Raw genomic sequence first — 18,854 nt, forward strand, 5'->3', positions numbered from 1 at the left:
CTCCTCCTCGAAAACGTCGTAACCGGCCAGTTATTTTTGGCCTGGCCTGGAAAATTTCAAGAGGAGTCGTGCGGCCTGTAACGCGCCAGGATCGATCGGATTGTGCCGCGGGCCTTGAGCGTGGCGATGGCCTGGTTCAGGTCCCTGATACCGAGCTTGCCTTGTGGATGAACTGCGCAATAGGTATCAAAATCCGTGATCTTCAGGTGATGGGAGGCCAGGCGCGCCCGCTCGGGGTGAACCATGCGCTGGTAGTCGAAATAGATGCGGTTGGTGAAAATGAAGTCGAAGCGCCCGAGCAGCAATTTTTCAAGGTTCTGGCTATCGTTGGCCGCGTTATCGCGCAGGATTGGCGGCTGCAAGTGTTCAATCTCCGGGTACCTGTATCCCCGGATCGTGCCCACCCGCAAGCCCGCGATACCGTCCAGGGAGGCCGGCACTGGCGTTTCACGGCGCATGGCGACCATCATTCGATTCGAAATAATGGCGTCAGACCAGAGGAAGCCCTGGTTGTCGAGCCATTCGGGCCGCAGGTCGCACAGCAAATCGGCATGTCCCCGCAGCAGCGCACCTTCAACACGGGTGCGCGGCAGGATCATATAACGGGGCTCGAGATGCAGCAAACTACCTAGCGCGTCGCCGAACTCCTTGAGTATCCCTCCCTCGAGCTCATCGCCGCGGATATCGGTCATCGGCATGCCACTACCGTTGGAGATGGCCATCACCAGATCGGATGCATGGACGGTCTTTGAAGCCAGCAGGAAAGCGAATAGTAATTGACGCGTGAAGGACATCGTGAACCCGCGATTTATCGTAGGGCAAGCGTTATTGATCGGTTTTGCTGATGATAACCCTTCCGGAAAACGCGGAGCTTCACAATTGCGGCAATGCAGGCATGCCTGGCCCTGCGCACGGGCCCTTGCCCGCTCCTGTTATCATGCGCACGTTTGCCCACGCAGAAAACTTCCATGCTTGTGACCACCGAACCAACCGCCGCGCAGCCATTCCTGCGCCAGATTATCCAGCCTTTCCTGCGCGACCGCTTGATGCACCTGTTGCTGCTCGCCGCCATTGCTCTTTCCATCCTGTCGCCGCATCCGCTCACGGAGTATAAGAACTGGGTAGACTGGCACACCATCGCGACGCTCGCCGGCATGCTGTTGCTAACCACCGGCATCGAAGCCAGCGGCTACCTGGAACACCTGGGGCGGCTCATCATCAACAGGCTGCGGCAGGAACGGGTGCTGGCGCTGTTCCTGGTGGCGGCATCCACGGTGTTGTCGACCGTACTGACCAACGATATCGCGCTCTTCGTCGTCGTGCCGCTGACTGTCGGTCTGTCCGGCATCCGCGGCCTGCCTGTCGGGCGCCTGGTGATCTTCGAAGCACTGGCAGTCAACGCGGGTTCCCTGTTGACGCCAATCGGCAATCCCCAGAACATCCTGCTGTGGCAACGCTCGCACCTGTCCTTCGCCGAATTCACCTGGCAAATGGCGCCGCTTGCGTTGGCGGTTTTTGCCGTGCTGCTGCTGGCGACCTGGTTCTGCTTCCCCAAACAGAGCATCCATGCCGAGCTCAATGACGATCCCGCGGCGTACCACGTCGGCTTGCTCAGGACTTGCGGCATGCTCTATATCGCCTTCCTGGTGAGCGTGGAGCTCGGATATTCGGGCTGGGGCCTGGTCGGCGTGGGGCTGGCTGTCCTGCTGTCCTGCCGCGGCATCATCGCCAAGGTCGACTGGAGCCTGATCGCTGTTTTCATCCTGATGTTTATCGATATCCGGCTGTTGTCGCTGCAGCATTTCATCCAGGGCTGGATTGAATCTGTTCCCCATTTCTCCCGGCTGGAACTGTTCCTGGCAGGCCTGCTCGGTTCCCAGGTAATCAGCAACGTCCCGGCAACCATCCTGCTGGTCCAGCACTCCGTCGACTACAAGGTCATCGCCTATGCCGTGAATGCCGGAGGCTTTGGGCTGGCGATTGGTTCGCTTGCCAATATCATCGCCCTGCGCATGGCTCCCGAGCGCCGCCTGTGGCTGCGCTTCCACCTGTATTCCTTCCCCTTCCTGTTCCTCTCTGCGTTGATCGCCTGGGGGCTCCTGCGCTAAGTGGCAACTTACAGCGGTATGCCATTTTCAGCGTGTTAGCGCGGGAAAACGCTCAAGACCGTGCGCTCCCTCGAAAGTATCCTTGCGACGACATGTAGAACGATCCAAATCGTCCATGAAGTACAAGGAGACATACGTGAAGCACAGCAAGAAGTTGAAGTACAGCGTCCTGGTCGGATCAATCGTTGCCGCCTTCCCGGCGATCACCCTGGCACAGGCTGCGCAAGACAAGAACGTCCAGCGCGTCGTCGTCACGGGCTCAAACATCAAGCGCGTTGACCAGGAAACCGCCTCGCCGGTCCAGGTCCTGTCGCGCCAGGAGATCGAACAAAGCGGCGCGCAGACCGTTGCGCAAATCCTCGACAACCTGACCAGCAATGACCGCGGTGCGATCAGCGACCTGGGTGGTACCAATTCCTGGGCGAGCGGCGCCACCGGCGTCTCCTTGCGCAACCTTGGCACGGGTGCGACCCTGGTCCTGCTCAATGGCCGCCGGCTCTCCTCCTACGGTTTCGCAGACGGGCTTCAATCGAACTTCGTCAACATCGACTCCATTCCAAGCGACGTCATTGAACGCGTCGAGATTCTCAAGGACGGCGCTTCCGCGATCTATGGGTCCGATGCCGTTGCCGGTGTCGTCAACATCATCACCCGCAAGAATTACCGGGGAGTTGGCGTGAAAGCTTCGGCCCAGCAATCGCTGAAGCGCTCCTTCCTCGATCGCGAACGCAAGGCTTCGATCATCGGCGGCATCGGGGACTTCGAGGCGGACGGCTATAACGCCTTCGCCCATCTCGAAGTCTATTCGCGCGGCAAATTCACCGATCGCCAGGTGCGCCCGCTGCTCCCGGACTGGTTCATCCGCATGAACCCGGACCGCGACGCGACTTCCACCGGTTCGATCCCCGGCAACTATGTCGGCCGCTACCCCGCCAATTACCACGATCCTGCCCTGGCCGGCAAATCGATCAATGTCGCGGCCCCTGGCTGCGCGCCGGAGAATCTGCGCGGCGGCCTGTGCTTCTATGACTATTGGCAGGACACCCTGGCCCGTGCACCTGCCGAGCGGGTAACCTTCCTGGGCTCGGGACGGCTCAGGCTTTCCGGCGATACGGTAGCCTACGGCGAACTGCAGCTTGCCAAGACGCGCAACAACTACAACACGGCGCCTCCGCGCAGCAATGTCACGGGTGTTCCCCTGTCCTGGTATGACTCGATCAGCGGCAAGATGCAGTACTTTACCGATCCCAAGCTGCCGGTCGGCCATCCGAACAACCCGTATGATTTCCCCATCGGCCTGAATTACCGTTTCGCCGACGACCGCGACATGTTCAAGAACGTCGGATCATCGGAGCAGTTCCGCGCCCTCGCCGGCATCCAGGGCGCGAGCTTTGGCTGGGAGTGGGATGGTGCAATCGGCCATATGGGCTCCAAAGCCCGCCAGCGCCAACACCTGTACCGCGACCGTTACGGCTACTACGATGCCATCGTCAGCGGCGCCTACAAATTCGGCCAGCAGAATGACCGCGCCCTGCTCGAAACCATGTTCCCTGAAATGGGTTCGCATGGCGAGTACCGCCAAACCTTCCTGGACTTCAAGGCGAATCGCGAGCTGTTCATGCTGGGCGGCGGGCCACTCCAGCTTGCGACCGGCGTCGACCTGCGCCACGAGTCCTTTGAGCATCAGAGCAGCGACAACGTCCAGGCTGCGCGCATCGTCCAGTTCAGCGGCGTGAAGATCAATGGATCGCGCAAGGTCGCGGCAGCCTTCCTGGAGCTTGGGGCGCCGTTCACCAAGCAGCTGGAAGCGAGTTTTGCAGTCCGCGGCGACAAGGTGATCGACGGCGCCGGCGCAGTCGTGCCCAAGCTTGGCCTGCGCTATACCGTGAACGACATGCTGATGGTGCGCGGCACAGTCTCCAAGGGCTTCCGCGCGCCAAGCCTGCCGGAGACCGGCAACGGCGGCGCATCCTGGTTCAACAACGGCTACAACGACCCCAAACGCTGCGCAGCCGCCACGGAACTGAGGAACATCCTGAACACCGGCAACGCGGCCGACAAGAACCTGGCCCTGACTGCCTATGGCCTGGGCTGCTCGGTCAGCTTCCCGTCCGCGGTCACCCCGAATCCCGACCTGAAGCCCGAATATACCAACAGCTTCACGGCAGGCCTGGTGCTGCAGCCGATTCGCGCGCTCAGTTTTACCCTCGACTACTACAACATCAAGCGGCGTGATGAAATCGCCGTCAAGAGCATCGACCAGACGCTCGCCAACGAAGACCGGCTGGCCGGACTGGTGGAGCGCGACCCGCTGACTTCACAGGACCTGGACATCGCTCGCCGTGCCTTCGAGCTGTCCGGCAAAACGGTCAGCTTCCCGGTCGGACCGATCAGGACCATCGCAGCCCAGTATGAAAACTACGGCAAGTCGCGTGTTTCCGGTATCGACCTCGATGCCAAGGCGCGCTGGAACCTTGGCGAAGCCGGTACGCTTAACCTCGGCCTGGAACTCAACCGCCAGTTCAAATACCAGAGCTGGGATAGCTTCGCCAAGACCTACACCGAGAACTATGTCGGTTATCGCGACAAACCTCGCACGCGCGCCGTCGCCAAGATGTCGTGGGAACGTGGGCCGTTCGTTGCAGGCTTGCGCGCGAATTATACGGACTCCACCAAGCTCGCCTGGGGCGTACTTGATTCGACCAGCAGTATCGAGGGATGCGAAGACCGCGGCGTGAGCGCGGGCGAATGCCATATCGCTTCGGATACGACGGTCGACCTGTGGACCCGCTATGCCTTCCAGCCCGGTACCACCGTATCGGCGAACGTATTCAACCTGTTCGACCGCAAGGCCCCGGTCAAGCTGTATCCCGGAAGTTCCCTGCCGCTGCGCTCGCGTACCTTGATGCTGACGGTTGAGCACAAGTTCTGAGGAGATTGCGCAACATGATTCCAATCGAAAAGCTGAGCCTGACGGCGGCGGCCGCACTCCTGTCCTGCACAATGGCGCAGGCACAGGCACAGGCACAGGCACAGGCGACGGATGCCGATCCTTATCTGTGGCTTGAAGAAGTCAGCTCGGAGCGGGCGCTGGACTGGGTCAAGCAGTGGAATAGCCTCACCACGAGCCAGCTGGACGGACTGCCGGGCATCCAGCAGACCACCAATGCAATCCGCGAAGTCGTCGACTCGCGCGAGCGGATTCCTTTCGTCGAGAAACAAGGCAAATACCTCTACAACTTCTGGAAAGACGCCGAGCATCCGCGCGGCGTGCTGCGGCGTACCACGCTGGAACGCTACGGGACTGATGCGCCGCAGTGGGACGTGGTATTGGATCTCGACCGACTGGCGCGGGATGAGAAGGAAAACTGGGTCTGGCACGGCATGGAGTGCCTCAAGCCGCACGCCGAGCGCTGCCTGTTCTCGCTGACCCGGGGCGGCGGGGACGCACACGTTGTACGCGAGTTCGACACGAGCAGCCTGCAGTTTGTCCCGCAGGGGTTCTACCTTCCCGAAGCGAAGAGCGACGTCAATTGGGTGAGCCGCGACCGCCTGCTCGTAGCGACCGACTTCGGCCCCGGTTCGCTCACCAGCTCCGGATACCCCCGCATCGTCAAGGAATGGAAACGGGGAACGCCATTGCAGTCTGCAAAGCTGGCGTTCGAGGGCAAGCTAGCCGACATCAGCGTGTCCGGCTACTCTGACCACTATCCGGGATATAACCGCGAATTTGTCCTGCGCTACACCTCGTTTTTCACGAACGAACTGTACTTCCGCCACGCCGGGAAGCTGGTCAAGCTCGACAAGCCGAATAGCGCGACGGCCTTCACCTTCCAGGACCAGCTCCTGATCCGCCTGCGCGGGGACTGGAACGTCGGGAATCGCCAGTACCAGCAAGGCTCGCTCCTGTCGATCGACTTTGCAGGCTTCATGGCGGGCAAGCGCAACTTCTCCGTGTTGTACGAGCCAGACGCCACCCGCTCGCTGCAATCGGTCGCGACGACCAGGAACGCGATCGTGCTGACAGAGCTGGTCAATGTGCGCAGCCAGGTGCAGGAACTGCGCATGCAGAAGGGAAAATGGGAACGCCGGACGGTGCCGACGCCGGCATTTGCCAGCGTCTCGATCTCGTCACTCGACTATCTGGATTCAGACCAGTACTTCATGGTGCAGACCGACTTCCTCACCCCGACCACGCTGCACCTGGGTCAGGTCGGTTCCGACCAACGGCGCCAACTGAAATCGCAGCCAGCGTTCTTCGATGCTTCGGGCCTCAAGGTGGAGCAACACTTCGCCTCCGCCAAGGATGGCACGCGGATTCCGTATTTCGTCGTCATGCGCGAGGACCTCAAGTACGACGGCAGCAATCCAACGCTGCTGTACGGCTACGGCGGATTCGAGATCTCGATGAAGCCCTCGTACAACGCCACGGTGGGCCGCGCATGGCTCGAAGAAGGCGGCGTGTACGTGCTGTCGAACATTCGCGGCGGCGGCGAGTTCGGGCCGCGCTGGCACGAAGCCGCCCTGAGGGAAAAGCGCCAGGTATCGTATGACGACTTCATCGCAGTGGCCGAAGACCTGATTGCGCGGAAAGTCACGTCGCCGCAGCATCTCGGCATCATGGGCGGAAGCCTGGGCGGCATGCTGGTGTCCGTGGCAGCCTTGCAGCGCCCGGAGCTGTTCAACGCGGTCGTCAGCCAGGTGCCGCTGGCCGACATGAAGCGCTACCACCGCATGCTGGCCGGCGCCTCATGGATAGACGAGTATGGCGACCCGGACCGCCCCGAGGAATGGGACTACATCTCGCACTATTCGCCCTACCACCTGCTCGACAAGAACCGCTCCTATCCGCCGATCTTCTTCACCAGCTCGACCAGGGACGATCGCGTGCATCCGGCCCATGCCCGCAAGATGGTCGCGCGCATGAAGGAGCAAGGCCATCACGTCCTGTATTGGGAGAACATGGATGGCGGCCATGGCGGCGCGGTGAACGGTGAACAGCAGGCCCGCCTCTACGGCATGGTCTACAGCTTCCTTTGGGACCGCTTGAAGTAGGTCTTCGCCGGCCGCGCGGGGATCACATCCAAGTCCCCGTGCGGCCGGCCACGCGGCTGTATTCGGTCGGACTCATTCCCACCACCGATTTGAACTGGCGGCTGAAAGCGCTGTGGTCTGAGCAGCCGCATGCATGCGCGATGTCCGCGATCCTGGCATCCGGCTTTTTATCGATGATGGTCCTGGCTGCCGAAAGCCTGCACTGAACCAGCATTTGCCGCGGCGAGTGATGAAAGACTTTCTGGAACAGGCGCTCAACCTGCGAGAGCGAAAGCCCGGCCTGGTCGGCCAGCTCCTGGACGCACACATTGCGGTGATAATTCTCGCGAATGTAGTCCGCGATATGGGCGATCTGGCGGAATGCGGGATTCACGTCGTCGGGCAAGCCGAGATCGCGTGAGGTGCCGATCAGGCCGACAATCTTGCCCTTCGTGTCCTGCAGGGGCATTTTCCTGGTGATGCACCAACCGCGACTGCGCCCCGGGTAGATGTGCAATTCAAGGTGCCTGTCGATCGAAGCGCCGCTGTCGATCACCTTGCGGTCCTGGGCAAAATAGGTTTCCGCCAGGGCCTGGGGAAACAGGTCCAGCGCCGTCTTCCCGATTACCTCCTCCTTGTCCCGCGCCCCGCAACGGCGCACCATCGTCCGGTTGATGCCGAAATAGCGCCCTTCCCTGTCCTTGACGAAAAAGGCAATGTCATTCAAAGCGTCGAACATGGTCAAGATGGCGTCGATATTGATCGCCTCCAGCTCGCCAAAGCATGCCTGACTGATCATCTCCATTCCTCCGCAGCACGAAAAGTGTTCACTTTGCATTGGCTTGCCATCGATGGCAACGCCACTGTTGCGCCCCGGGGCAGGACTTGGCCGGACTATGCCGATTTCCGTGTGATCTCGATCGAAAACATGCAAATTGGAAGTCAGCAAAAGCGTTGTAATCACGACGAAATTACGACTTGCATGAGCTCCAGTGCGCACAAGTTGCACAACGTTGCATACACTGCAATTGTTCCATAACAACTCAAGCTTAGTTAATCCGGTACGAATACCAACTTACGAGGACTGTCCGCATGAAAATACCTGGCACGCACAAGGCATCGGCATTCCGCCGCTCCCAATGCACCCATGCTGTATTGCTCGCACTTGGCTGCATGAGTTTGGGCGCTGTCGCGCAAACCATGCCGCGCGTGGAAATCACCGGCTCCAGCATCAAGCGCATCGAGGGCGAGTCAGCACTGCCAGTTGAAGTCATCAAGCGCGAAGACATTGATAAGACGGGCGTGACCACCGCTGCCGAACTGCTGCAAAAGATCTCCTCGAATGTGGGCGGCCTGACCGATGGCACCAGCGTCAGCGATGTCATGGGCGGCCAGCGCGGCTTTAACGGCGCCAACCTGCGTGGCCTGGGCGTCTCCAGCACACTGGTGTTGCTGAATGGCCGGCGCATGGCCAACTTCGCCAGTCCCGGCGACAATTCCGGCGTCGACCTGAACAATATTCCCGCCGGCGCCATCCAGCGCGTGGAAGTGCTCAAGGACGGCGCATCGGCAATCTACGGCACCGATGCCATGGGCGGCGTGATCAACTTCATCACCCGCAAGGATTACCAGGGCGGCGATGCCAGCGTGTATGCGCTGCGTACGGATGAAGGTGGCGGCGGCAAAAGGTCGGCCTCGCTGTCCGGCGGTATCGGCGATCTGAGCACCGACCGCTACAACCTGTTCGGTGCACTGGACGTACAGAAGACGAACCGCCTGGCCAGTTCGCAACGCAAGTTCATGCAGGAATACAGCCTGCCCGACCGCCTGTCGCCACAGCTGTCGAGCTACTCCTTCCCAGCCAACGTCGACCTGACATCCGCCCAGATGGCGACCCTGAATCAATCAAGCTACCTGAAGGGCTCCGGTCCCGGCGGCACCTGGGTGCCCTCGCCTGGACGTCGCGTCAATTTCGGCAAGGAGTCGTGTGTGGACGGCAGCCCGAACGTGGTGCGGCCACTTGGTCCGGGCGGCACGGAAGGCTGTTCCTTCAACTACATGGGCGACTCGGAAGTCTATCCGGAATCGAAGAAGCGAAGCTTTATCGGTCGCGCCACCTTCCAGGTGACGGATGCCCACCAGGTGTTTGCTGAGGTTCTGCTGAGCAGGGCTGAGACCAGCTATGCCGCCTCGCCTGCCGTATCGAGCAGCATCAACGGCACGACCAACGGCATCTTCCTGCCGGCCGACCTGCAAGCCAAGACCGGCATCACGGACCCGATCAATTTCCGCTTCCGCCTGTCGGACGCCGGCCGCCGCACCTCGGAAGTGACCAGCAAGGCGTCGCGCCTGGTGCTCGGTGCGACCGGCAAGGTGGGCGACTGGGATTACGATACGGCCTACAACCACAGCGTCAACAAGGCCACCGACCTGGATATCGACGGCTGGGTTTCGCACAGCAAGATGTTGGCCGGAATTGCCAGCGGCCAGTACAACCCCTTTGTCCCTGCCACGGATGACTCCGGCCGCAAGTTCATGGACTCGATCAAGATCCATGACGCGGCGCGTAGGTCCAAAGGCAGCAGCGACAGCATCGATGGCAAGGTGAGCCGCCCCCTGATGGCGCTGGGCGGAGGCGATGCCGTGCTGGCCGTGGGCGCCGAACTGCGGCGCGAAAAAACTTCGTTCACCTCCTCCGAAGCACTGCGCAGCAACGACGTGCAAGGTGACCGTGCCAGCTCGGACGAATTGCTGGCCGACTCGTCCAATTCGCGCCGGATCAGCGGCATCTACGCGGAGATTAATGCGCCGTTCAGCAAGGAATGGGAAGGCCAGTTCGCCATCCGTCACGACCGCTACAAAGGCGTGCATGATCGGCTGACCAATATCACCACGCCGGCACTGAACACCACTAATCCGAAAGTCGCCATCAGCTACCGCCCAAGCAAGGAAGTACTGGGGCGCGCCTCCTTCGGCACCGGCTTCCGCGCACCGTCAATTTCCGAAATGTTCCTGCCGGTCCGTTCCGATACCACGGCAAGCTTCGTGAAAGACCCGGTCTCGGGCGAAGTAGCGCAGTTCGACCTGGACCGTTACGGTAACCCGCAATTGAAGCCGGAAAAGTCCAGGCAGTTTTCGGCTGGCCTGGTACTGCAGCCAAACAAGAACTGGAACGGCAGCCTCGACTACTGGATCATCCGCAAGACCGACATCATTTCGGAAATCGGCGAACAGACCGTGTTCGACAATCCAGTCTATTACAACGATCCGAACATCGTGGTGCGTGACGAAGATGGTGTCGTGTCCTTCCTTCAGTTCAAGAAGGAGAATCGGGGCAAGCTCAACACAGCCGGTCTCGATATTGAACTTAACTGGCACGGCGATGCCACTTCAATGGGCCGCTTCAGCGCCAGCCTGAACGGCACGCTGATCACCAAGTACAAGTTCCAGTCCGATCCGCTCTCACCGATGACCAACGGCCTGGGCGTCTTCCGCGACGACAAGGCTGTGCAGCGCTGGCGCCACAAGCTGAATATCGACTGGAGCCAGGGGCCCTTCAGTCTGAGCCTGGGCAACACCTTCTTCTCCAGCTATCGCGACCAGAACATCGCCGGCCTGGCTGATCCGGGGTGGAACGACCGCGACGTGAAAGCCTATTCGCTGTGGGACCTGACAGGCAGCTATGCCTTCAACAGCAAGCTCAAGCTGCGCGCCGGCGTGATCAATATGTTCGATACGCCGCCACCATTCACCAACCAGTCGCGCTACTTCGAAGTGACCTGGGACCCAACCTATGGCGATCCGCGCGGCCGCTCGTTCTTTGCCAACCTGCAGTACAAGTTCTGATGTGCCGTCGTTAATTTAGCGTTCCGATTACCGACGCGTTTGAATGGAGAGCGATCACGACGCGGTATAAGATTTACATCATTGCACTGCGTCGTGCTCTTACATTCTTCGCGAAAGGATAAACCTTGAAACTATTGTCCTCACCTCTGGCACGCCACGTCGCCGCCACCGCATTCTGCCTGTCTTCGCTGGCTATCGCCGCACCTGCTTGCGCCGGCCCTGACTGGGCCATCGATGTTGCAGGAGGAGAAGACCACCCCCTGATCCAGCGCTATAACAATTCATGGATGATGGCTTACAAGAAGGTCGGATTTGACCAAACGACTTTCCCCGGCAAAATGGGACTGGACAGCCATAACGCATTCCAGGCGCCGATCACCGTGGAGGGCCAGATTACTCGCATGGTGTATTTCGCACCGCTCGGCAAGTCGCCACTGGAAGTGCATCGCAACTATGAACAGGCCCTGAAGGCAGCCGGCTTCAAAGCCATCATCAGCTGCACGCCACGCGATAAGGGCTGCGACAGCATGCGCTACGGCTTTGACGATCATTACGGCGCAATGAAGGAAGCCGACTTCCGTGCCAATCGGTCGCGTCATCCTGAAAAATCCACGCTGTATAACCAGATGTATTCCCTGGGCGGCTCGAACATGCTCGGTACTGACGACATCTATTTTACTTACGGCACCTTGTCAAAGGATGGCAACCTCATTCACGTGATGGTGAACTCCGGAAAGGTATATCGCACCGACTTCACCACGACTTACATCGAAATCGCCGAACCCCAGGCGATGCAGGGCGGACAGGTGACTGTCAATGCCGATGCATTGAAGTCGGCCCTGCAGTCGAGCGGCAAGATCGCCCTGTACGGCATCTATTTCGATACCGGCAAGGCAGAGATAAAAGCCGCGGAATCCAGGACCCAGCTGGACGAGATGGCGAAACTATTGAAGAGCCAGCCTGCTCTCAAGGTCTACATCGTGGGCCACACGGATAACCAAGGCAATCTCGACGCCAACCAGCTGCTGTCGCAGCAGCGTGCGCAAGCGGTTGTCTCCGCGCTGGCGAAGCAATACCAGATCCCTTCCACGCGTCTGGCGAGCAAAGGTGTCGCCAGCCTGGCACCCGTCGCTTCGAACGGAGATGAAACTGGTCGGGCCAAGAATCGCCGGGTGGAATTGGTCGTTCAGTAGAAGGGCTTGCCGGCGTGCGCCCAGCCGGCAAGCCCTAATCTGGGTATAGGCCTTGACCTAAATTAGGTGGCAGTACCGATTCCCGCCACGCTCCTCCAGCCCATGATAAGCAGGCCGTTGCCCCTCGCGGGCAGCGGGTTCGCTGTACAAACAGTAGCGTTTTAAAAGGAGACTGTCATGTGGATTGGATCGATCAGGCTGATTGCGCAAACAAAAAACGCAGCAAACGCCGGAACAGATAGCCTTGTTCAAGCCAGGATCTTGCGGGATGGCCACGAACTTCGCTTGCTCAATCTGGACTATCCGACGGAAGATGACCTGGAGGCCGGGGCCATCAGGAATTATGACTACATGGGGCCTACGAAACTGCCCCGGCGGAATGACAAAACACCGGAACTTCCACCGGGCGTGGGGCAGATACCCATGCCGTATCCGGGTTACGGCTTTGAATTCTCGAACGGGATGAGCCGTCACTTGCAGATTCAGTTGCGCATTCGCGGGGACGATATGTGGATCAAGGACAACGTCGACCTGTACGTCAGGTTTATCCGTCAACGCGCCACAAGTTTCGATACCTTGGCCTGGATCGAGGACCCGGACTGGACATACATCGCGAGCTGGGGTCGCGACGTCGCAATGAGCACGGACGCAAGAGAAGGCGTTACCACCTGGACCTTGAATTTGTCCTGATGCCGACAAGAGCGCTGCGCCTGCAACGGCGAACTTCTTTGAGAAACGTATGGGAGAGAAATGATGCGTAAGATCGCCGTTGTAGGCAGTGGACAGGCCGGCTTGCCTCTGGCATTGGGCATGTTGGCCAATGGCCTTGACGTCACCGTAGCGACCAACCGCACGCCCGACGACATCCGTAATGGACGCGTCATGTCGAGCCAATGCATGTTCGATGCTTCACTGCAGATCGAACGGGACCTGGGCCTCAACCAATGGGAGGATGCATGCCCGACGGTGGACGGGATCGGACTGACCGTTCCGAATCCCGCTGCCCCACACGAAAGGCTGATCAACTGGAGCGCCCGCCTGCATCGTCCCGCACAGGCCGTGGATCAGCGGGTCAAGATGCCTGCCTGGCTGCAGCAGTTCGAAAGGCAAGGCGGCAGGCTGCTGATCGAAGACGTGGGCATTCCGGAACTGGAACGGCTCGCGAAGGAAAATGAACTGGTGATCGTGGCCGCGGGCAAAAGCGAAATCGTCAAGCTATTCGAACGTGATGCCAGCCGATCGGCATTCGACAAGCCGCAGCGCGCCTTGGCCCTCACCTACGTGAACGGTTTGCGACCAGCGCAGGAATATTCGCGCGTCGCGTTCAATCTCATTCCCGGCGTCGGCGAATATTTTGTGTTCCCTGCCCTGACCACCAGCGGCCCTTGCGACATCATGGTGTTCGAAGGCGTTCCCGGCGGCCCGATGGACTGCTGGCGCGATGTAGCAACGCCCCAGGCCCACCTGGCGCAAAGCCTTGCCCTGCTGCGTACCTTCCTGCCCTGGGAGGCCGAGCGTGCCGCGCATGTGGAGCTGACCGACGCAAACGGCATCCTTGCTGGCAGCTTTGCGCCCACGGTGCGCAGACCTCTGGCCACCCTCCCGAGCGGGAACATAGTCTTCGGCCTGGGCGATGCCGTAGTCCTCAACGACCCGATCACCGGCCAGGGATCGAATAGCGCCACCAAGGCAGCGCGCATCTGTCTCGACGCCATCCTTGCCCATGGCGATCAGCCCTACACCCGCGAGTGGATGCAACAGACTTTCGAACGCTTCTGGGTGTACGGCGGGCAGGTTGTGGCATGGACCAATTCGCTGCTCCGCCCGCCGCCGCCGCACGTGCTCAACATGCTGGGCGCGGCCGGTAGCTGCCCGTCCCTTGCAAGCGCTATCGCCAACGGCTTCAACAACCCGCCAGACTATTCTCCGTGGTGGTTCGAGGCCGAGGCCTGCGAGCAGCTCGTCGCCCAGCACATGGCCAACTCCTCTCGCGCAGCAGCCTGACCGATTCAAGGCTGCGGGGCAGCGCCTGCGGCCGGGCCGACGTGCTTTTTCACCTCGGCCCCGCGCAGGAATGGGACTTCCTCCAATATCGGTGCGATGACCCGGAACAGATGATCGGCATCCCGGCCATAGAGATGGAGGCAGATGTCATTGCCGTCCGGGGCAGCTTTATTGCCCCCATATTCGCCAGCCCCCGCCTCGGCCAGCGCATGCCGCAGGCGGTCTTCCAGTTCAGGCACCCGGCCCGGATCGCACGACCGGTACTGGAACCGGATAATCAGCGCCTGCTGCGGGCGATGCCCTGGGTCCGTAAGCAAGAGCGAAGCTGGATAGCTCATGCCGAAAAACCCGGCAAGCGAAGCGAAAACGTCCATCTGGTCTGCTCCTTTGGTCAAGCCGGGCTGGCGTCAATCGGCACCGGCCGCGAAGGCGGCAGGCGTCGCTTCGCCCGGTTCCCGCCCGAGGTAGGGCAAAAGGCTGAGCAGGCCAAGGATTGCCAGCGCCACTCCGACCCACAGCGGTGCCAGCAAGCCGTGGCCGGCAGCGATGCCCAGCCCGCCGATCCAGGCGCCGGCACTGAGGCCAATGTTGATGACAGAGGTATGCACCGTATTCACCAGCGGCCCGGGATGGGCGATCCGCATCACGCGCGCGATGATGGCGGGGTTCATGGACATGCCGACCAGGCCGATCACGACCAGCAATGCCAGGCTGGCGCCCTGCCAGTGGGCAAACACGGCAAACAGCGCCAGCGCAATGCTCAAGACCAGCATGCCGCCGGCCAGGATGGGGATGGTGTGCCGGTCCGCAAAACGCCCCACCACGCCGTTGCCCACCACGTTGGCAATGCCGTACAAGGCCAGCAGCCAGGGAATCGCGCTGGCAGGAAAGCCGCTGACCTCGGTCAGGATGGGCGTGAAATAGCTGAAGGCGGCGGAAATTGCGCTGATCACGAGGGCACTCGTGGCATAAGCCGCCCACAGCTCGCGCTTGCGGAACGCGCCCAATTCCCGGCCAAGGCCGATTTGCCCGGCCGGGCTGGAACGGGGCACCAGCAAGGCGACCAGCGACATGCACAGCAGCGCCAGCCCCACCACCAGCCAGAAGCTGGCCCGCCATCCCAGTTGCTGGTCGATGAGCGTCGTGAGCGGCATGCCCAGGACCGACGCCAGCATGAGGCCGCCGATCACGACCGCCGCGGCACGTCCGCGTGCCGGCGGGCTGACGGCTTCGGCACAGATGGCCAGCGAGACCCCGAAACAGGCGGCGCCGGCAACGCCGGTGAGGAGCCGGGCAGCGGCCATGAGCTCATAGCTGTCCGCCGAGGCAGCAAGCGATTGGGCGATGGCATACCCGCCCAACAGGCAGAGCAAGCCCGGTTTATTCGGAATGCGCAGCTTCAGCATGCCGAAGGTGACCAGGGGCCCGCCGATCACCATGCCAAGGGCATACAGGGAAATCAGATAGCCGATGCGCGCCACCGGTTCGCCCAGGGCGTGGGCGAGCGACGGCATCATCCCCGCCACCATGAATTCGGAGGTGCTCAGCGCGAACACCGTCAATCCCAGAATATAGACAAGCAAAGGCATACAGGTCTCCTGCAAAAGCCGGCTCATGCAGGCATTGAGCGGCAAAGATGAACTAGAAACGCATCGGCTGGGACGGGCCTCAGCCTGGCGGCGTCATGAACACGCTGTCGGGAATAGGGCCGGCAAAGAAGTTGGGGAAGTCGCGCACCGAAAGGTGCTGCGCGTCATTGCCGGTGACCATGCGCAACAGGCGATTGCCGCCGGCCTGGAGATAGAATACCGACGGCGCCCGGCCGGCCTGCTCCACTACCCAGGCGTCGGCGGACTGGCCCAGCACGGCGTGGCGGCCGTCATGGCGCGCCGCGCCGTCCAGCAGGATCGCCTGGGGCAGGAACAATTCCTGGAAGGGCGTAACCGTATCGGGCAGGGCCGTCTCGTACAGCCGGACGCCGGCCGCCACCGTTTCCCTGGCATACGCCACCTTCTGCTTGCGGCTCCGGCCGCGCCCGGCATCGCCGATTTCCGACATCCAGAGCCGATGCCCGGTATCCCGTTCCGACCAGGGATTGAACAAGCCGTCGATGCGGCAGATGTTGCGGCCATAATCGAACCAGCAATAGCCGGAGGTGATCTGGTCTTCCTCCCGCATCGGCAGCCAATACGAGATATAGGCACTGCTCCATTGCTGCGGCAGCAGCGGCGGTGTGGCGTGGACGAGCATCGGCGTCTCCTCAACGGCCCAGGGCGTAGCCCAGGCTGGCCATCAGCGCATCTTGCAGCGGCGGCAAGTCCTTGCGCCGGGCATCGAAGCTGGCGGTCAATTCCGCGTTGCTCAGTCCCATGCGTTCAGCCACGCTTTCAAACCACAGGCGGCTGCTGTTGGCATGCTCCTTGAACAGATGCGCCAAAGGCAGCGCGCGGGCGTTGAAGTTGGCCAGGGCGGCCACAGGATCGGTGTCAGCGCTGAGCGTTTTCACCAGCAACAAGGCCAGCACCACCGCCATGGTCGTGCCGTGGCCGATCGAGAAGTGGCCCGATTGCAGCGCATCGCCGATCAGGACAAACTTGCCCTCGCAGGCGCGGTCGTGGCTGAGGGTCATGAAATTACGCCAGCCCTGGCCGGGCTGGCTGACCAGGGCGTGGCCGCCAAGGTCGGCCTCGAAGACCTTGGCGACATAGGCGGCGGCATCGCGCTCCGAGCGCATTTCCAGCTCGGCCCTGGCGTACGCCGGTTCATCGCATTCGACCACGAACGTGCTCATCGTGTCCGAATACCGGTAGGCATGGCCGATGAACATGCCTTGCGCATTGCCGCGGAACACCAGGTTCATCTGGTCGAACAGCTGGGTGGTGCCGTACCAGATGTATTTATTGCGCCCGAAATCGATCTGCGGCGCCAGCGACGGCGGCAGCTCCAGCGTTTTGTGATTGACGCCATTGGCGACCACCACCAGGTCGTACTCGGCTTCGAGCTGCGCCTGGCTGGCCGGCGCCGTCTCGTAGCGGATGGCGATGCCGGCTGCCACGCATTTGGCGCGCAGCGCCTGCACCAGGGCACGCCGCTCCACGCCGCACAGGGTGACGCCAGTGCTCATCAGATTGGGCTGGTCGTGGTGCACCAGCTTGAATTCTTCCAGGTACTGCGGGTTGAGCCGCTCCGGCTGCTCCACGTAGGACAAGGGATTGGCAGGATGGCGCGGCGGCCGTCCCGGCAGCACCACACCCCAGCCCAGCACTTCTTCCTGGGTGTTCTTTTCCACGACACGGATGTCCCAGCCTGGCTGGGCCTGTTTCATTTGGCTGGCAAAGATCAATCCTGCCGGGCCGGCGCCGATCACGAGAATCTTCATTAATTTACCCTTCCAAGTTTGTACCACACGTTTTGCTTCTTCTGGATTTGCTGCAGTTCGGCGTAAGGAACCGAGGTGAAATACAGTTTCTCTGCCATGTCAGGTGGATAGACCCGCGGGAATTTCTGGTGCATATAGCGGGTGTAGCGCGCCTGCAGGAAGAAAAGAAAGTTCGGATTGCTCAGCACCTCGTAGTTGGCGATCGCCATCTCCTGCATGGCGTCGGCCTGCACCTTGCGCTGGCGGGTGAACTCGGGCAAGGCCAGCTCCAGGGCATTGCCATGCTTGTCGAGCAAGCCGACGAAGACCTGCACATCTTCCAGCGCCATATTCATGCCCTGCCCGAGGAAGGGCGCGGTGGCATGGGCCGAGTCGCCGATCAACAGCACATTGCCCTTGTAGTGGAAGGTGCTGGAGCGGACGTTGATGAGGTCATTGCTGGGCAGCGCGAGGAACTGCTCCACCAGTTCCTCGCGGCTGGGCGGCGGCAGCTTGCCGAAGTAACGGCCGAAAAAGCCGCTCATGACTTCGCGGTCTTGCGTGTGCAGGCTGGGCGTGCCGGTATATGGCAGGCAGATTGCGAAGCTGATGCTGCCGTCCGGGATGACGGCGGCGCGGCCGGCAAATTCGCCCCGCGAATCCATGCCGAAGAAGTACAGCAGATCCTTGCGGAAGCCGAGCGCTTCCGCATTCGGCAGCACCATCGTCTTGTAGCCATGGCGGAAAAAACTCTGCTTGAATTCGAAACGCCGCATGCTGCTCTGCATGGCGCGCCGCACCGCCGAGTGCGCGCCGTCGGCACCGATGACCAGGTCGCCATGCAGCTGCTGCACGGCGCCATCCGGCCCCTGGACCAGCACGATCTTGCGGTCCAGGTCGACATCCAGGCATTTATGCTCGAACGAGTATTTCACCTGGTGCCGGGCCGCATGCTGATTGAGCAGGCGCTGGAAGGCATTGCGATTCAGCGACAGCGGCAGCACGCCTTCCAGCGGGTGCAGCTCGCGCACCTTGTATTGGCCGCGGATGGAAAACGCCATGCCCACCACGGGTTCGCCGCACTGGCTCAGCTCCTGCATGCTGATGCCGGCCCCCAGCACTGCCTTGATGCCGCGCACGGTCATGCTGACGCCGATGGCGCGTGAGCTGACGGGATCGGCATTGGCCGGCGGTTCCTGCAGCGGATCGGCGCGCTTTTCGACCACATGGACATCGTGTCCGCGCTGCGCCAGATAGATAGCGGCCAGGCTGCCTGCCAGGCCGCCGCCGACGATGATAATTTTATGCATA

At 61.2% G+C, this 18,854-nt stretch carries 14 protein-coding genes; 7 read left to right on the forward strand and 7 right to left on the reverse strand.

What is annotated here, in order from left to right:
* Positions 1 to 56: 56 nt before the first annotated feature.
* Positions 57 to 794, reverse strand: coding sequence for a substrate-binding periplasmic protein (locus ACN9MZ_RS17025; RefSeq protein ID WP_426338162.1), 738 nt, complete (start codon positions 792 to 794; stop codon positions 57 to 59).
* Between the two features lie 174 nt (positions 795 to 968).
* Between ACN9MZ_RS17025 and ACN9MZ_RS17030 the strand changes: the two genes are divergently transcribed.
* From ACN9MZ_RS17030 to ACN9MZ_RS17040, 3 genes are all read left to right on the forward strand, one after another.
* Positions 969 to 2,108 carry an SLC13 family permease gene (locus ACN9MZ_RS17030; protein ID WP_426338163.1) on the forward strand — a complete coding sequence of 380 codons (1,140 nt, stop codon included), beginning with the start codon at positions 969 to 971 and terminating at the stop codon, positions 2,106 to 2,108.
* A gap of 136 nt (positions 2,109 to 2,244) precedes the next feature.
* Positions 2,245 to 5,040 (forward strand): TonB-dependent receptor domain-containing protein, encoded by a 2,796-nt coding sequence (locus tag ACN9MZ_RS17035; RefSeq protein ID WP_426338164.1) that lies wholly within the window; start codon positions 2,245 to 2,247, stop codon positions 5,038 to 5,040.
* Positions 5,041 to 5,054: 14 nt separating this feature from the next.
* The gene (locus ACN9MZ_RS17040; protein WP_426338165.1) at positions 5,055 to 7,163 is read left to right on the forward strand and encodes a prolyl oligopeptidase family serine peptidase; all 2,109 of its coding nucleotides are present in this window, start codon (positions 5,055 to 5,057) and stop codon (positions 7,161 to 7,163) included.
* Positions 7,164 to 7,185: 22 nt separating this feature from the next.
* Here ACN9MZ_RS17040 and ACN9MZ_RS17045 read toward each other — a convergent pair whose 3' ends face one another.
* On the reverse strand, positions 7,186 to 7,947 hold the full coding sequence (locus ACN9MZ_RS17045; protein WP_426338166.1) for a PAS domain-containing protein: 762 nt from the start codon (positions 7,945 to 7,947) through the stop codon (positions 7,186 to 7,188).
* 287 nt (positions 7,948 to 8,234) lie between these two features.
* Here ACN9MZ_RS17045 and ACN9MZ_RS17050 point away from each other — a divergent pair, with 287 nt between their 5' ends.
* The 4 genes from ACN9MZ_RS17050 to ACN9MZ_RS17065 all read left to right on the forward strand — a co-directional run bounded on the left by ACN9MZ_RS17050 (position 8,235) and on the right by ACN9MZ_RS17065 (position 14,185).
* The gene (locus ACN9MZ_RS17050) at positions 8,235 to 10,988 is read left to right on the forward strand and encodes a TonB-dependent receptor (protein WP_426338167.1); all 2,754 of its coding nucleotides are present in this window, start codon (positions 8,235 to 8,237) and stop codon (positions 10,986 to 10,988) included.
* Positions 10,989 to 11,113: 125 nt separating this feature from the next.
* Entirely contained in the window at positions 11,114 to 12,181 is a 1,068-nt protein-coding gene (locus ACN9MZ_RS17055; protein WP_426338168.1) for an OmpA family protein, read from the forward strand.
* Between the two features lie 177 nt (positions 12,182 to 12,358).
* Positions 12,359 to 12,871, forward strand: a complete 513-nt coding sequence (locus tag ACN9MZ_RS17060) for a hypothetical protein (protein ID WP_426338169.1) — start codon at positions 12,359 to 12,361, stop codon at positions 12,869 to 12,871.
* Between the two features lie 63 nt (positions 12,872 to 12,934).
* Positions 12,935 to 14,185, forward strand: a complete 1,251-nt coding sequence (locus tag ACN9MZ_RS17065; protein ID WP_426342918.1) for a styrene monooxygenase/indole monooxygenase family protein — start codon at positions 12,935 to 12,937, stop codon at positions 14,183 to 14,185.
* A 5-nt stretch (positions 14,186 to 14,190) separates the two neighbouring features.
* Here the strand turns inward: ACN9MZ_RS17065 and ACN9MZ_RS17070 are convergent, their stop codons facing one another.
* The 5 genes from ACN9MZ_RS17070 to ACN9MZ_RS17090 form a co-directional block, all read right to left on the reverse strand.
* The gene (locus ACN9MZ_RS17070; RefSeq protein WP_426338170.1) at positions 14,191 to 14,559 is read right to left on the reverse strand and encodes a hypothetical protein; all 369 of its coding nucleotides are present in this window, start codon (positions 14,557 to 14,559) and stop codon (positions 14,191 to 14,193) included.
* 33 nt (positions 14,560 to 14,592) lie between these two features.
* Entirely contained in the window at positions 14,593 to 15,774 is a 1,182-nt protein-coding gene (locus tag ACN9MZ_RS17075) for an MFS transporter (protein WP_426338171.1), read from the reverse strand.
* Between the two features lie 79 nt (positions 15,775 to 15,853).
* The gene (gene vioE, locus ACN9MZ_RS17080; RefSeq protein WP_426338172.1) at positions 15,854 to 16,435 is read right to left on the reverse strand and encodes a violacein biosynthesis enzyme VioE; all 582 of its coding nucleotides are present in this window, start codon (positions 16,433 to 16,435) and stop codon (positions 15,854 to 15,856) included.
* Positions 16,436 to 16,445: 10 nt separating this feature from the next.
* Positions 16,446 to 17,564: a tryptophan hydroxylase gene (locus tag ACN9MZ_RS17085; protein ID WP_426338173.1), complete on the reverse strand. Its 1,119-nt coding sequence runs from the start codon at positions 17,562 to 17,564 to the stop codon at positions 16,446 to 16,448.
* The gene (locus tag ACN9MZ_RS17090; protein WP_426338174.1) at positions 17,564 to 18,853 is read right to left on the reverse strand and encodes an FAD-dependent oxidoreductase; all 1,290 of its coding nucleotides are present in this window, start codon (positions 18,851 to 18,853) and stop codon (positions 17,564 to 17,566) included. Before ACN9MZ_RS17090 ends, ACN9MZ_RS17085 begins: the two co-directional genes overlap by 1 nt.
* Position 18,854: the final 1 nt, after the last annotated feature.

Source organism: Pseudoduganella sp. S-14 (assembly GCF_049913285.1).
Taxonomy (GTDB): Bacteria; Pseudomonadota; Gammaproteobacteria; order Burkholderiales; family Burkholderiaceae_D; genus Rugamonas.